The sequence below is a fragment of the Erwinia sp. S43 genome, assembly GCF_016624745.1.
Taxonomy (GTDB): domain Bacteria; phylum Pseudomonadota; class Gammaproteobacteria; order Enterobacterales; family Enterobacteriaceae; genus Erwinia; species Erwinia coffeiphila.
In genome coordinates this window covers 83,342-97,666 of the sequence record NZ_JACVTX010000011.1, presented here as the reverse complement: position 1 = coordinate 97,666, position 14,325 = coordinate 83,342, and the positions used below count along the sequence as shown (strand labels likewise).

Genomic DNA, 14,325 nt, shown 5'->3' with positions numbered 1-14,325 from the left:
TCAGATTAACGCGCAACATCACCGGGGCGCATGGTGGACAGACCGCCCGGAACCTGTAGCGTCGGGGTGATTTCGATGTTGCCGATATTCACCGCCACTGGCGCAGAGATGGCGAACGCCACGGTATCGGCGATATCTTTCGCCGTCGGCAGCTCGAAGCCGTCGATAAATTCGCGGCGCGCGGCTTCTTTATCCCCGGTCACATTGCCGAAGATATCGGTGGCGACACGGCCCGGACAGATCTCGGTGATACGCACACGTTTGCCATAGCAGTCCACGCGCAGCTGGCGTGAGAGCGCGTGCACCCCCGCTTTGGTGGCGTGATAAATCGAGTTGCCGCCGAAGTTGTAGATGGCGGCGATGGAGGTGATGTTAATCACGTGGCCGCGATCGCGCTCGACCATACCCGGCACCAGCAGACGACAGAGGTGCAGTACCGCACGCAGGTTAACGTCGACCTGGGTTTCAATCTGCGACTCCTGCGATTGCAGAATCGAGCCCGGATGGGACACCCCGGCGTTGTTCACCAGAATGTCGATCTGCAGGTCGCGGCACAGGTCATTCAGCGCCTGCACATCGGAAACGTCGATGGCGTGAGGAATACAGCCGGTTCTCGCCGCCAGCTGTTCCAGTTCGTTATGACGGCGGGCCACCGCGTGAACCACGATGCCCTCCTGGCACAGACGCTCAACGATGGCTTCACCCATTCCGGCGGAAGCGCCGGTCACCAGTGCGGTTTTATAATCTGAAAATGGCATTGACTTCTCCTGTTGTTATTTTTGCTCTGTCTTTGACTGTATCCCCTCACCGCGCCGAGGGGTAAGAGGTAAAGTCTTTGTGGCAATAAGCCGATCTTATAGAGTCAGATAATCTAAGTTATCTCTCTGTTTATTCAATGAAATGTTTCGATATCGGGCGAATTTCTCCGCCCTGATCCGTAATATCAGCCCGCAGCTGTTCAATCAGCGCCAGCGCGCCTGGCGTGTCGCCGTGCATTAAAATCGAGGACACCGCCATCGGCAGCCGCGTGCCGTCAATCGCCGTGACGCAGCCGGATTTCAGCAGATCGATCACCCGCTGGCTGACCTGCTGCGGGTCGTGGATCACCGCGCCCGGCGTGCCGCGCGGCACCAGCAGACCGTTGGCCTGATAGGCGCGGTCGGCCAGAAACGTGCAGGCCACGCGCAGCCCCAGCTCGCGGGCGCAGCGCTCCACCGCGTTGGCGGCGGTGGTGCTGATAATCAGATTCGGATCAAACGCCTTCACCGCCGCCAGCAGCGGCCTCGCCAGCGACTCGTCTTCGGCAGCCATATTGCCCAGCGCACCGTGGAAGCTCATGTGGCTCAGCGGGTAGTCCGCCACGCGGGCAAAAGCGGCCAGCGCACCGAGCTGATAGGTGACGTAGTGCGCCAGGGTTTGCGTGTCGATTTGCATACGCCGTCGGCCAAATCCGGCTAAATCGGGGAAGCCGACGTGCGCCCCGAGATCCACGCCGTACCGTTTTGCCAGCGCCACGCTGCTGGCCATAATCGACGCGTCCCCGGCGTGAAAGCCGCAGGCAACGTTGGCGGAGCTGATCAGCGCCATCAGCCCGGCGTCATCGCCGATGCGCCAGTCGCCAAAGCCTTCGCCAAGGTCGGCGTTTAAATCGATGCTTCTCATTGCTCTGCCTCCGTTTTAACCATGCGGGCCACCGTCTGGCCATACTCCACCCGATCGCCCTGGGCGACCGTATACTCATCCAGCTGTCCGTCGGCCCCGGCCCGCAGCGGCAGGCAGATCGGCCCGGCCTGCACCAGCGCCAGCAGATCGCCGGTTTTCACCGTGCGCCCGTCGGCGGCAATGTTCTTGCCGGTTAGCGGGTCCTGCAGCCAGATGCGACCCGGCATCGGCGCGCCCAGCTCAACGATATTGGGCGGTGGAGATGCCGGATAAGCAGCCACAGCTGACGGTGCTGTATGGAATGCGAGTGCGGCATCAGCCGGGGCGGGAGAAGCGGGATCGCCGACGGATGCGGCATATCCGGCTGGTGCGGGACAGGCCGCCAGCCCCTCGGGGATCGCCCCGCTGCCGGAATACGCACCGCGACACGATGCTTCTTCAGCGCCGCAGCGGATGCGCACGCTGTAGCCGTCGCCTTTAATCTCAATGCTGTCTATGCCACTGCGCCGCAGACGGCGGGTAATGGCCTGTAGTTCACGAATAGTCGGCATCTTCTCTCCTTGCGGTTAAAGCGGGCAGCGGCGGTAGTCGTCAATACGCTGGCAGATCCCCGCCAGCCACCGCTGCTGGTCACGTTCCGCCTCGTCGGCCTGCGTCCAGCTCACCTCAACAAACTGGACGTTGCTGCCCACCGGCACCTGGCCCAGCAGCCACATATCGGCGTCGATCACCGTGCCGAGCTTCGGGTAGCCGCCGCTCGGCTGGGCGTCGCGCATCTGGATAATCGGCTGGCCGCTGTGGGTCACCTGGATCACCCCGGGAATAATGCCGTGCGATCGCATCTCCAGCGGCGCTTTCGCCACCAGCCCTTCGCCGTCCAGCCGGTAGCCGTAGCGGTTGCTCTGCGGTGAAACGCGCCACTGCTGCTGCCAGAAACGCGCCACCGACTCGGCGGTAAACGCGCCGTACTCCGCCGCGGGCAGCACGCGGATCTGCGGCACGCCGTCGGGGCTGTCGCACAGGCTCAGGCGCGGCGAGGCAATGCCGAAGTCCACCGCGCCCCGATACACATCGCGGGCGGCGCTCAGGCTGTCGCCCTGCTGTAATCCACGACCGCGGAAGCCGCCAAACTCACCCCTGAGCTGGGTGCTGCGCGATCCCAGCACCTGCGGCACGTCAACGCCGCCGGGCAGATGCAGATAGCTGCGCGCCGAGAAGCGAGATGCGTGCAGGGTCAGCACTTCGCCCTCTCTCGCCTGCGCCACCCACCAGGCCGGAATGCGCCGATCGCCGAGCATCGCCGGGCTGTCGCCGCCGCTGATGGCAAAGGCGCAGTCGCGGGTAAAACGCAGGCGGAACGGGAACAGCGGGATCTCAATCACCGCATCGTCCGGCTGGTTGCCGAGCAGTGCGTTACCCAGCCGCAGCGCCAGCGGGTCCATCACGCCTGCGGTTCCCACACCGTAGTGCAGCGCGCCGAAGCGGCCTTCGTCCTGCACGCTGGACAGCGCGGTAGTGCGTTCAATAACGATCATGCCAGTACCCTGCTTACCCGGAAGCGAATGCTGTCGCCGGGCTGGAGCCGCACCGGCGGTGTGGCGTGGGCATCAAAGAAAACGAAATCGGTGCGGCCGATGGTGTTCCAGCCACTGGGGCCGGGAGAGGCAGAAACGCCGGTCTGTACGCCGCCGATGGAGACCGAACCGCCGGGAATACTCTGCACCGGGCTGGCGCGGCGCGGCGTCGCCAGCTGCGGGTCCATATTACCGAGGTAGCAGTAGCCCGGATGGCTGCCGAGGGCATACACCGGGTAGAGCGGTTCGGTGTGGCGCTGCACGATCTCCTGAATGGTCATGCCGGTGTGTTCGGCCACGTCGCAGATATGCGGCCCCGGCTCGCCGCCGTAGGTCACATCCAGCTCAATCACCCGGCCGGAGAAGGTTTTACTTTCGCCGCGCTGCCACTGCTGGCGCAGACGATCGAACAGCTGTTCGCCACCGCTCATCTGCGGGCCAAACACCATCATCAGGTTGTTCATGCCCGGCACCACACCGCGAATGGCGGCCAGCCCGCTGGCGTAATCGGCCAGCGCCCAGATGCGCTGCTGGTTTTCCAGGGTGATCTCGCCGGGGGCTTCAAACAGCACCGCGTGGGTGCCGAGCCAGCTGATTTGCGGAGCCTGTAACTGACGTGCTGGGTCCATTCCTCATCCTCAACTTCATATCCGCTAACGGAAAAATGCGATAGCCACACTGTATCCCGCCGTTTCAGGCGGTCTGTAAGAGGGTTTCGCTTTAGGGGGATAAGGCAGACTTATTACTGAAAAACGGCGGCGTGATGACTGCGGCCACCCGTCGAAACAGGCTGGTGGCCGCGATGTGATGTCAGCTGACCAGGGTCAGCGGCCGGTTGTCGTGGGTGCGTTCGGCCATCAGCGACAGCAGGATTTTCTTCACCGCTTCGGCAGGCTGGGACAGCGGCAGATGATCGGAGGTGCAGAACGACAGCGGTGCCTGAATGCCCGGCTCAACGATTTTCGACATCCGCGCGCGGGACTGTTTCACCATATTGCGGGCGATGGACTCCGGCAGAATGGTCGCGCCAAGATTGCCCTCCAGCGCCTGCGCCAGGGTGGTGGCCGATTCGATTTCGCACTTCACCTTATAAGAGAGGTTTTTCTGCACGAAGGCTTCGTCCACCAGCTTGCGCATGATGTTGTACGGGCGCGGCAGGAACAGCTCAAGATGGGCGATCTGCTCCAGGGTGACGGTTTTACCGAAGCTGATTTCGCTCTGCGGCGTGACCAGATAGAGATCCTCTTTCATCAGCGGAATAAAGGCCAGTCCGTGGATCTGACGGTTGCCGTACAGCACCGCCATATCCATGCGCCCGCTCATAATCAGCTCGCTGAGGGTGGTGCCAAAGCTCTCGTTGAAGTAGAGCAGGATGCCGGGATGCTGCTTACGCACCTCCTCCATCAGCGGCAGCGCCAGCAGTGAGGCGGCAGTACCCGGTGCCAGCCCGACGGACACCTGTCCGCTCAGCGCCAGGCCCGCGCCATCGATGGCGCTTTGTGCCTGCTCGCACTGGCGCAGTATCGCCTGGGCGTGGGCATAAAGAATGCTGCCCGCTTCGGTCGGCGTAACGCCACGCTTGGTGCGGATCAGCAGCTGCTGTTTGACCTCGCTTTCCAGCGAAGCCAGCTGCTGGCTGAGGGCCGGCTGGGCGATATGCAGAATATCGGCCGCCTGGGTCAAACTGCCGACGTCGACAATTTTGATGAAGTAGCGAAGCCGCCTGAGATTCATAGTCATACCTCTCGTCACCGGACAGAATGTTAAGAAAAAGTGAACGGAAGTGTAGCAAGATCCGGACCAGCCTGAGTGTTAACTGCCCCGCAAAGCCGGACAGCCAAAAAGTTAATATGTAAAACAGTGAGATAGATCGTGTTATTTCGCTATCCATCCATTTATCAAGCGTTTGCTTTCAGCAGCGTTCTGCACCATTGCGGGGAGTTTTACTTATCGTTGGGCCCCATCCATAAGCTTTTGCTCTTGAATCAGAACAAACTCCTCTTAGCCGTCGCCCGTCGCTTATTCGTAACGTAGAGACATCCCGGAACAGACTGGAGTGATCATGAGTGCTATCCGCATTGCCGCCCGCGTTACGCGTATTAAACCTTCTCCCAGCAGCAGCGCGTCCGATCGCGCCAACGCCCTGAAGCGTGAAGGTAAAGCCATCATTAACCTGGTGGTCGGTGAACCTGATTTCGCCACCCCGCCGGAAATCTGCGAGGCGGCCTGCGCCGCAATCCGCAACGGCGAAACCCGCTACACGCAGAACAACGGCACCCCCGCGCTGCGCGAGGCCATTGCCGCCAAGTTCCTGCGCGAGAATCATCTGACGGTGAAGCCGGAAGACATTATCGTCACCAACGGCGCGAAGAGTGCGATTTTCAACGCGCTGGCCGCCACGCTGGAAGTCGGCGACGAGGTGCTGATCCCCGCGCCGTACTGGGTTTCCTACCCGGATATGGTGCTGGCCTGCGACGGTCGTCCGGTGGTGATTACCTGCCAGGAAGAAGCCGGTTTCCGCCTGACCGCCGAGCAGCTGCGGGCATCGATTACCAGCCGCTGCCGCTGGCTGATCCTCAATTCGCCGTCCAATCCAAGCGGTGCCAGCTACAGCCGCGCCGAGCTGCGCGCGCTGGCGGATGTGCTGCTGGACTATCCGCATCTGGCGATTATGACCGACGATATTTACGAGCATCTGCGCTACGACGACAGCCCGAACGTCCATCTGCTGGAGGTGGAGCCGCGCCTGGCCGACCGTACGCTGGTGGTGAACGGCGTGTCGAAAACCTATGCGATGACCGGCTGGCGCATCGGCTATGCCACCGGGCCAAAAGTGCTGATTACCGCGATGGGCACGCTGCAATCGCAGTCCACCAGCAATGCCAGCTCGGTCAGCCAGGCCGCCGCCTTAGCCGCGCTGAACAGCGGCACCGGCTTTATCACCCACAGCCGCGAAGTGTATCGCCAGCGCCGTGACGACATCGCCGCCCGCCTGAATGCCGTGCCGGGCCTGAGCTGCCGCGTGCCGGAAGGGGCGTTCTACCTTTACGTCAACTGTGGCGGGCTGCTGGGTAAAACCACCGCGCAGGGCCAGGTGCTGAAAAACGACAGCGAGGTGGTGCTGTGGCTGCTGGAGAGCGCGGGCGTGGCGGTCGTCGCCGGTGCCGCCTACGGACTTTCGCCCTACTTCCGACTTTCTATTGCCACAGACCTTGCCACGCTTCAGGCCGGGGCCGCCCAGATTGCCAACGCCGTCAGCCAGCTGAAATAATCGATCAGGAGATCCGCTATGCCCGCAGGAAACCGTATTTTCTTACAACGTAATCTTGAAGCCGCCGGCTACGTCGAGGCTTTCCGCACGCTGCCCGCCGCCGTGGTGGCCGACTGCATGAGCCGACTGCCCGCGCTGTCCGGCGAAATTCGCCTGATGAGCGCGCCGCGCAACGCGGTGATGTGCGGCCTGGCGGTCACCGTTAAGGCCCGCTCCGGCGACAATCTGATGCTGCACAAGGCGATGGATATGGCCGGTAAAGGCGATGTGATTGTGGTCTCCAACGAGGGCGATCGCAGCCAGGCGCTGATGGGCGAAGTGATGACTACCTGGGCCCGCCAGCGCGGTATTGAGGGGCTGGTGCTGGACGGCCCGATCCGCGACATCGAAGGCATCAGCAAGATGGATTACCACCTTTACGCCGCCGCCATCACCCCCGGCGGCCCGTATAAAGATGGCCCGGGTGAAATCAACGTGCCGATCGCCTGCGGTAATATTCACGTGTCGCCGGGCGACATTATTCTCGGCGACCACGACGGGGTGATCGTCATCCCTCACGGCGATGCGGCGCAAATTCTGGAAGCGGCGCAGGCCTATCTGATCGTCGACGAGCGCAACTTCGAGCTGGCGAAGCGCGGCGAGCTGGAGCGCGGCTGGATTGATGAAACGCTGAAGAACAAGCAGGTGGAGATTATTGACGGGCAATTCTAGGCGGTAAAAGAACACTATCCTGCATTGATAACAGGCACCCATAGCGGGTGCCTTTTTCGTTATGCAACCGGCGTAATGGCTTTGCCGTGAGCGAACCACGAGGCGAGATTATCCGCCACGTTTTGCGCCATCGCCTGGCGCGTTTCGGCGGTGGCGCTGGCGATATGCGGTGTCAGCACCGTATTTTCCAGCGCGAAAAAGCGCGGATCGATTGCCGGTTCACCTTCGAACACGTCCAGCCCCGCTCCGGCGATGGTGTGATTTTCCACTGCCGCGATCAGATCGTCTTCATTCACTACCGCCCCGCGCGCGACGTAATCAGCACGCCCTGCGATCCCAGCGCGTTCAGCACTTCACGATCGACCACCTTATAGTTACGTGCATCGCCAGGCACCGCCAACACCAGCACATCACTGAACAGCGCCAGCTGATGCAGATCGCCAAAGCGCTGCCAGCCGGGTTCATCACTCTGGCGGCTGTTGCAGTAGCCGACGTGCATATCGAAGGCGGCACAGCGTCGGGCAATCGCCGAGCCGATGCGCCCCAGCCCGAGGATGCCGACGCGCTTGCCGCTGAGTTTGCTGCCCAGCACCGGCGGTCGGTTTGCCCACTCGCCCGCGCGCAGGAAGGCATCCTGTGCCACGATCTGCCGCGAGACGCTGAGCATCAGCGCCAGCGCAAGGTCGGCGACGTCGTCGGTCAGAATATCGGCGGTGACGGTCACGGTAATCCCACGATCGCGGGCGGCGGCCAGGTCGATGGCGTCGGTGCCCACGCCGAAGACGGTAATCACTTCCAGTGCCGGTAGCGCGGCCATCACCTCCGCCGCCAGCCCGACGTCGCCCCGGGTGGCGACCGCGCGAATAGTCTGGCCGTGCTGCTTAAGCCATGCTGCCGCATCCGGCTGCTCGTAAAGACGATGGCACTGGTAGTCGCGGTGCAGCATTTCGCTCAGCGCGGGCATCAGCGGCTGAATAATCAGTATCTGTTGTTTCATTGCGGGCATCCTTATTAACGTAGGGTTCAGAACGTTAATAAACTAGCGGAATTCCGCCGCGGCACCCGCAAGGTTACGCTTATCGTCAGATAGGATTCGCTTATTACGCCCGCGCGGCGGCGATCATTCCGTCCAGCCACTGCTGATGGCCGTTGATCATCGGGTTAGGTCGGGCGTTAGCCAGCTCAACCGCCGGTTTGCCGTTCTGGGTTTCCTGGGTCAGCAGGCGCACGCGGCCACCCGGCAACGCCTCAATCAGCCAGGCATGATGCACGTCAAGCCGACTGTCGCCCTCGCCGCACCAGCCGTGCCACGCAATGCGCGCCGCGCCACCGATTTCCGGCGCGACGAATTCGTTAACTTCGCTTTCCACCACAAAGCCGAACGTGGTGAAGCGAAAACGCGCTCCCTCGGTCAGATACGGGCCGCTGCCGTCGTGGAACTGAATGTCGCTGGCGTTGCTGTAATAACCCGGCCAGGCGGCGGTATCGATCAGTTTGTCCCACAGCGCCGCGACGCTGACACCGGTAATAATCATTTCGTTGCTGGCGAAGTTGTCGCTGAAGCCAGGAATGTAGCCCTGCGGCCAGTGAATTGCGTTCATGATGCTGCCTCTCTGTGAGTCTGGTCGGCCAGAGCGCGGGATGCGCCTGCCGAAAACCACTGCATGATGCGCGGCACGGTGATATAAAACCAATCAGCATTTTTTATTTCAGATATTATAATTTCTGATATCTGACCCATTCACCGCCGGGGAACCGATGAGCAGCAACCTACGTACGCTGGATTTGAATCTGTTAAAAACGCTGGATGCGCTGCTGGATGAACGTAGCGTGACGCGGGCCGCCCAGCGCCTGTCGCTCACTCAACCGGCGGTAAGCGCCATGCTCAACCGCCTGCGCGAGCATTTTGACGATCCGCTGTTTACCCGTGGCCAGCACGGCATTAACCCGACGCTGCGGGCGCTGGCGCTGGCCGCACCGGTCAAACAGATCCTCGGTGATATCGACCAGCTGTTGCAGCCGCAGGTCTTTGATGCGGCCAGTTCGCAGATGTCGCTGAGCATTGCCGCAACCGATTATGCGCTGAGCGCGGTGGCGGTGCCGTTTATTGCCGCGCTTCGCCAGCAGGCTCCCGGCGTGCAGGTGAGCTTGCAGCCGGTGGAAAACGATCGGCTGGCGGTGCAGATGGAGCGCGGGGAGATTGATATGGCGCTGCTCACCCCGGACACCACGCCTGCCGATCTGCACGCTCGCCATCTGTTTGACGAGCAGTACGTCTGCCTGCTGCGCCCGGACCACCCTGCCCTGCGGCACGGTGCGCTTTCGCTGGATAGCTTCTGCGCGCTGGACCACGCGCTGGTTTCGCACAGCGGTCGCGAGTTTCGCGGCGTGACCGACCAGGCGCTGGCCGCAATCGGCCGCCAGCGGCGGGTGACGCTGGCGGTGAACAGTTTTCTGGTGCTGCCGCAGATCCTGCGCAACAGTGATCTGATTGCCGTGGTGCCGCGCAGGCTGGCCGAATCCGCCGACGGTCTGATGCAGGTAGCGTCGCCGGTCGCGGTGGCGGGCTTCAGCAAAACGCTGGTCTGGCACGAGCGCAGCCATCGCGATCCCGGCCACCGCTGGCTGCGTTCCCTGTTGTTTACCACTCTGGGACTGGACGCCAGCACGCTGTGATCGGCCAGTGCATATCGCACATACGGCTTAGTGATTATCGCTGGCCATCGCTTACCGTGATCGCCACTTATCGACAGGCCACGTGTTCTTCGATCGTCTATGACTGAGGTTATCTATGTCCGCGCTTTTTACCCCATTTAAACTGAAAGACGTTACCCTGCGTAACCGCATTGCGGTGCCGCCAATGTGCCAGTACAGCGCCGTTGACGGCCTGACTAACGACTGGCATCAGGTTCACTATCCGGCGATCGCCCGTGGCGGCGCGGGTCTGGTGATTGTAGAAGCCACCGCTGTTTCACCGGAGGGCCGCATCACTCCGGCCTGTACCGGGCTGTGGAACGATGAGCAGACGGAAGGCATGGCGCGTATTGCAGCATCGATTAAGGCGGCGGGTTCCGTTCCGGGCATTCAGATTGGTCACGCCGGTCGCAAGGCCAGCGCTAACCGTCCGTGGGAAGGCGACGATCATATTGCCGAGGGCGACAGCCGCGGCTGGCAGACCATTGCCCCTTCCGCGATTGCGTTCGGCCATCATCTGCCAAAGGTGCCGCAGGCGATGACGCTGGATGATATTAACCGGGTGAAAAGCGACTTCGTTGCCGCCGCTCGCCGCGCGCGCGATGCCGGTTTTGAGTGGCTGGAGCTGCATTTTGCCCACGGTTATCTGGCGCAAAGCTTCTTCTCCGCGCATTCCAACCAGCGCACCGACGCTTACGGCGGCGATTTTGCCGGCCGCAGCCGCTTCCTGCTGGAAACTCTTGCCGCCGTTCGTGAAGTGTGGCCGGAGAATCTGCCGCTGACCGCCCGTTTCGGCGTGCTGGAGTATGACGGCCAGGACGAGCAGACGCTGAGCGAGTCGATTGAGCTGACGCGCCTGATGCATCAGGGCGGTTTGGATCTGCTGAACGTGAGCGTGGGCTTTACTATTGCGGAAACCAACATTCCGTGGGGTCCGGGCTTCCTGGCACCGATTGCCGAGCGGGTACGTCGTGAGGCGGGTCTGCCGGTGGCGTCGTCCTGGGGCGTGGAGCAGGCGGAAGTGGCGGAGCGGGTGATTGCCGAGCAGCAGATGGATCTGGTGATGATTGGCCGTGCGCATCTGGCGAATCCGCATTATCCGTATTCTCTGGCGAAGAAGCTGAACGTTGAAGATCCGTCGTGGGTGTTGCCTGCGCCGTATGCGCACTGGCTGGCGCGTTATCGTTTAGCTGAGTAACGAGTTGGGGCATTAGATTGCTCGTGACTGCTGGGGCACAAACACGTTTCGCCGGTGACTGTAGTGGCAAAGCCGACGGGGTGTGCCCCCGCCCGGGCGGTCCTCGCGCCGCTTCGCGGTGCCTTCACTTCGTTCGTCAGCCTGACGGACCGCCACAGACGCGCGTCCTGCGCGGCTGTGCCTTTCGCCTGCGTCCATGCAGGCGAATCCTGGCTTCCTCGCTCCGTTCAGCGCTGCGGATTACCCGTTCGGGGGCACACCCCGTCTGCTTTTTGCATAAGTGTTGTCTGGCAGAAAAAGGCGAACGACCATTGAAGCGATCAATTCAGAGCTGCATTTTTTGACATCCATAAAAGTGGATCCAACCTCCAGCCTCTACTACTGCGGGGTAACCCACAACATATCAAATCACCTCTATGCGCAGAAGGCCGCCACTCTGGAAGCATAATCCAGACTTAAGCAGCCAGCACAATGTATTAAAGGCCCGGCCGCTGCGGTTACCGGGTAATCCACAGCGCTGAGGTGAAGGCGACGGGCCAGGAGACGCCAACAGGACGTTGGCGTCAGGCATGGCGCGGGCAGGACGCCCGCTCCAGGCCGGTCCGGCAGGCTCGGAGCTGCAACCGAAGGCATCGCGCACAGCGTGACGCGAGGACCGCCCGGTAACTGCAGAGGCCGGGCCGCAATCACCCGGACACAAAGCAACGAAGCACCAGCACCGGCATCCTCGTTATCGCACGCAAAAAAAGCCGCCATCCCAAAAGAGACAGCGGCTTCAAACTTCACTAAACGAGCAAAAACCTAACCCGATAACTGACCGATATCATCAGAAATCGACGTTAATCCCCGCCTGGAACGTACGGCCAGGCATCACTGCCAATGCCTTCTCGTAGGCATCCTGAGCCGTGCTGCCGGTCAGATCGCGGCTGCTGAGATAATCCCAATATTTACGATCTGTCAGGTTATAAATACCGCCGCTCAGCTTCACGTTCTTCGCCACCTGCCAGTACGCAGTCATATCCACCATGCCGTAGCCAGGAATACGATTGTACTCGGTGCTGGAATCGGTCAGCGCCGTGCCGCTGTTGGTGTAGCTTTCGCGGTTGGTCGCACTGGCCTGTTTACCCTTCACGAAGGTCGCCACCACCGCCGCACCGTAGCGCTTCGCCGGATCGTCCCACGCCATGCCGACCACCGCTTTCATCGGTGCTACGCTGTCGATATCAACATATTTGTCGCCGTCGTAGCTGGACTTGGATTTACCTTCACTGTAACCCAGGGCAAAGGTGGCGCTCAGGCCGTTAACCTCTTCGAACCAGGTACCGAAGTTCACCTTGCTGCTCAGCTCTCCGCCCCAGATGTAGGCCTTATCGCGGTTTTCAGCCTGATAAATGGTGTAAATGTTCGACGGTACGTTGGTGAACTTATCCGGGCTGCCGGAACGTGTGTAACGGCTGTAGGCGATAAAGTTCTTGTAGGTGTTGTAGAACAGAGAACCGTTCAGCGTTACGCCGTCGGTTACGTTGCCCTTCACGCCCCACTCCAGGTTATTACTGGTTTCGGTTTCCAGATCCGGATTACCAATCAGCGCGTACTGCGCGGTACCGGCATAGGATGAACCCAGGTTCCATGAACCGTAAAGCTGGCTGGCGTTAGCAAACTGCGCGCCGCGCTTGTACTGCAGATAAGTGATCATCTGCGGGGTCAGATCGTATTGCAGCATCAGCGACGGCAGGATCTGGCTGTCGCTGTTCGCCGAACCATACAGAGTTTCCAGCTCAGATGCGGTCAGTACGGTGCTGCCGGTGGTCAGGCTGGACAGGTTCTGCGGCTTGGTATTTTGATATACCGCACGCATGCCTGGGATCACCGCGAAGCGGCTGCCGTTCAGATCGAAGTTGATCTTATCCTGCACGAAACCACCGACGGTGTAGCTACGGCTATCGGCCTGTGGCTGCATGATCACGCTGTAGACGCTCGGTGCCGGGTCCTGACGGAATGGGCGTTCGGTGTCGGTGATGCGGCCGTTGATTCCGGCGCTCAGATCGTGACGGCCAAGCGTTTTATTACCGTGGGTATCAAAGCCCCAGGTATCAACGTTGTAATCCGAGTAGACATGCTGCATGGTGCCGCTGCTGTCTGTTGGCATGTAGGTGTTGTCATGCGCCTCGGTGTGTTGGTAGTAAACACGGCTGGACAGGCTGTCGACAAAACCATTGTCCGGCGTGTACTCATCCGCCAGGCTCACACCCCAGCGGCGGGTATCGCTCTGCTGCTGGCTGTCGCCAATAGTGCTGGTCCCTGCGGTGTTCCAGGTATCGTAATGGGTGTGGTTAACCTTGTGGTAGTAGTCCAGCGTGGCGCTGAATTTGTGCTCGTCGTTCGGCTGCCAGATCCCGGAGGTCATCAGCGCGGTTGAATGCCAGTTAGCCGGATAAGCGCTGACTTCATCGCTGTTATTGCTGGTCTGCTGACCGTCGCGGCGGCTAAGTACGAAAACGCCACGCAGAGTACTGTCGCCCGCTGCGGCGGTGATACCGTTATGCCAGCCGCGAGTGGCGGAATCGTAATCACTCTGGTAGCCAAACCAGGTGGAGCGTTCCGGGGAAAGATAATCATCCGCTGATTTACTGCGGAACGAGACGTTACCGCCAATAGAGGTATTTGGCTGATCGACGGAAGTGGCACCGGCATCAATATCCACGCTGCCGTACATATAAGGATCAATATAATCGCGGCCAATACCGAAGGTATTTAATCCCGCGCGGCTGACGTAGCTGCGCCCGGTCGCATCCGGCAGCGGAATACCATCCACGTCTAAACCAACGCGGTTGCTTTCCAGCCCTCGAATATTAAATCCGGTGTAGCCGCTGCGGTCGAAGCCGCTTTTCCCTGCGGTCGAGCCGCCGCTCACGCCCGTTGCGCTAATCAGCGGCTGATAACGCATTACCGAACCGAAATCGGTCGTGCCGTTCTTCTGCATCTGCTCGGCGGTAATGGTGGTTTTGCTGCCGCCCTGAAGCGGAGCCTGGGCGGTGACGGTCATGGTGCCCTGTTCATTGCTGCTTTCTGCTGCGGTTTTCGCCGTGGCAGAAGTTTCAGCCTGCGCATAGCCGCAGGCACAGTGAATCGCTGCGGCCAGCACCGCCCATTTCATTACCGGCGCACTGATTCCCTGTAATTTTGACGTGGTGAGCATTTAATTACCCTTAGCT

14 protein-coding genes are annotated in these 14,325 nt (G+C 60.9%); 4 read left to right on the top strand and 10 right to left on the bottom strand.

Annotated features, from left to right (window positions below):
- Positions 1-5: 5 nt before the first annotated feature.
- The 6 genes from IBT47_RS14920 to nac all read right to left on the bottom strand — a co-directional run bounded on the left by IBT47_RS14920 (position 6) and on the right by nac (position 4,970).
- Positions 6-758 carry an SDR family oxidoreductase gene (locus IBT47_RS14920; RefSeq protein WP_105591464.1) on the bottom strand — a complete coding sequence of 251 codons (753 nt, stop codon included), beginning with the start codon at positions 756-758 and terminating at the stop codon, positions 6-8.
- Between the two features lie 130 nt (positions 759-888).
- Positions 889-1,662: a LamB/YcsF family protein gene (locus IBT47_RS14915; RefSeq protein ID WP_105591463.1), complete on the bottom strand. Its 774-nt coding sequence runs from the start codon at positions 1,660-1,662 to the stop codon at positions 889-891.
- Positions 1,659-2,213 (bottom strand): acetyl-CoA carboxylase biotin carboxyl carrier protein subunit, encoded by a 555-nt coding sequence (locus IBT47_RS14910; protein WP_200561084.1) that lies wholly within the window; start codon positions 2,211-2,213, stop codon positions 1,659-1,661. The genes IBT47_RS14915 and IBT47_RS14910 overlap by 4 nt, the downstream gene beginning before the upstream one ends.
- A 15-nt stretch (positions 2,214-2,228) precedes the next feature.
- Entirely contained in the window at positions 2,229-3,197 is a 969-nt protein-coding gene (locus IBT47_RS14905; RefSeq protein ID WP_200561083.1) for a biotin-dependent carboxyltransferase family protein, read from the bottom strand.
- Positions 3,194-3,865, bottom strand: coding sequence for a 5-oxoprolinase subunit PxpB (pxpB, locus tag IBT47_RS14900; RefSeq protein ID WP_105591460.1), 672 nt, complete (start codon positions 3,863-3,865; stop codon positions 3,194-3,196). The genes IBT47_RS14905 and pxpB overlap by 4 nt, the downstream gene beginning before the upstream one ends.
- Positions 3,866-4,046: 181 nt before the next feature.
- Positions 4,047-4,970, bottom strand: coding sequence for a nitrogen assimilation transcriptional regulator NAC (gene nac / locus IBT47_RS14895; RefSeq protein ID WP_105591459.1), 924 nt, complete (start codon positions 4,968-4,970; stop codon positions 4,047-4,049).
- Positions 4,971-5,298: 328 nt separating this feature from the next.
- Here nac and IBT47_RS14890 point away from each other — a divergent pair, with 328 nt between their 5' ends.
- Both IBT47_RS14890 and IBT47_RS14885 read left to right on the top strand, forming a co-directional pair.
- Entirely contained in the window at positions 5,299-6,507 is a 1,209-nt protein-coding gene (locus IBT47_RS14890; protein ID WP_105591458.1) for an aspartate transaminase, read from the top strand.
- Positions 6,508-6,525: 18 nt separating this feature from the next.
- Positions 6,526-7,218: an RraA family protein gene (locus IBT47_RS14885; protein WP_200561081.1), complete on the top strand. Its 693-nt coding sequence runs from the start codon at positions 6,526-6,528 to the stop codon at positions 7,216-7,218.
- A gap of 59 nt (positions 7,219-7,277) precedes the next feature.
- On the opposite strand, the gene IBT47_RS27260 is transcribed toward IBT47_RS14885, so the two are convergent.
- From IBT47_RS27260 to IBT47_RS14875, 3 genes are all read right to left on the bottom strand, one after another.
- Positions 7,278-7,514 carry an NAD(P)-dependent oxidoreductase gene (locus IBT47_RS27260; RefSeq protein WP_370569902.1) on the bottom strand — a complete coding sequence of 79 codons (237 nt, stop codon included), beginning with the start codon at positions 7,512-7,514 and terminating at the stop codon, positions 7,278-7,280.
- Entirely contained in the window at positions 7,514-8,215 is a 702-nt protein-coding gene (locus IBT47_RS14880) for an NAD(P)-dependent oxidoreductase (protein WP_255569910.1), read from the bottom strand. The genes IBT47_RS27260 and IBT47_RS14880 overlap by 1 nt, the downstream gene beginning before the upstream one ends.
- A 103-nt stretch (positions 8,216-8,318) precedes the next feature.
- Positions 8,319-8,819: an SRPBCC domain-containing protein gene (locus tag IBT47_RS14875; protein WP_200561079.1), complete on the bottom strand. Its 501-nt coding sequence runs from the start codon at positions 8,817-8,819 to the stop codon at positions 8,319-8,321.
- A 157-nt stretch (positions 8,820-8,976) separates the two neighbouring features.
- Here IBT47_RS14875 and IBT47_RS14870 point away from each other — a divergent pair, with 157 nt between their 5' ends.
- Both IBT47_RS14870 and IBT47_RS14865 read left to right on the top strand, forming a co-directional pair.
- A complete protein-coding gene (locus tag IBT47_RS14870; RefSeq protein ID WP_200561077.1) occupies positions 8,977-9,894 on the top strand; it encodes a LysR family transcriptional regulator in 918 nt (305 codons plus the stop codon).
- 115 nt (positions 9,895-10,009) lie between these two features.
- Complete coding sequence (locus IBT47_RS14865; RefSeq protein WP_200561074.1) at positions 10,010-11,110, top strand: NADH:flavin oxidoreductase/NADH oxidase; 1,101 nt, start codon at positions 10,010-10,012, stop codon at positions 11,108-11,110.
- 826 nt (positions 11,111-11,936) lie between these two features.
- Here IBT47_RS14865 and IBT47_RS14860 read toward each other — a convergent pair.
- On the bottom strand, positions 11,937-14,309 hold the full coding sequence (locus IBT47_RS14860) for a TonB-dependent receptor domain-containing protein (protein ID WP_370569901.1): 2,373 nt from the start codon (positions 14,307-14,309) through the stop codon (positions 11,937-11,939).
- Positions 14,310-14,325 lie beyond the last annotated feature (16 nt).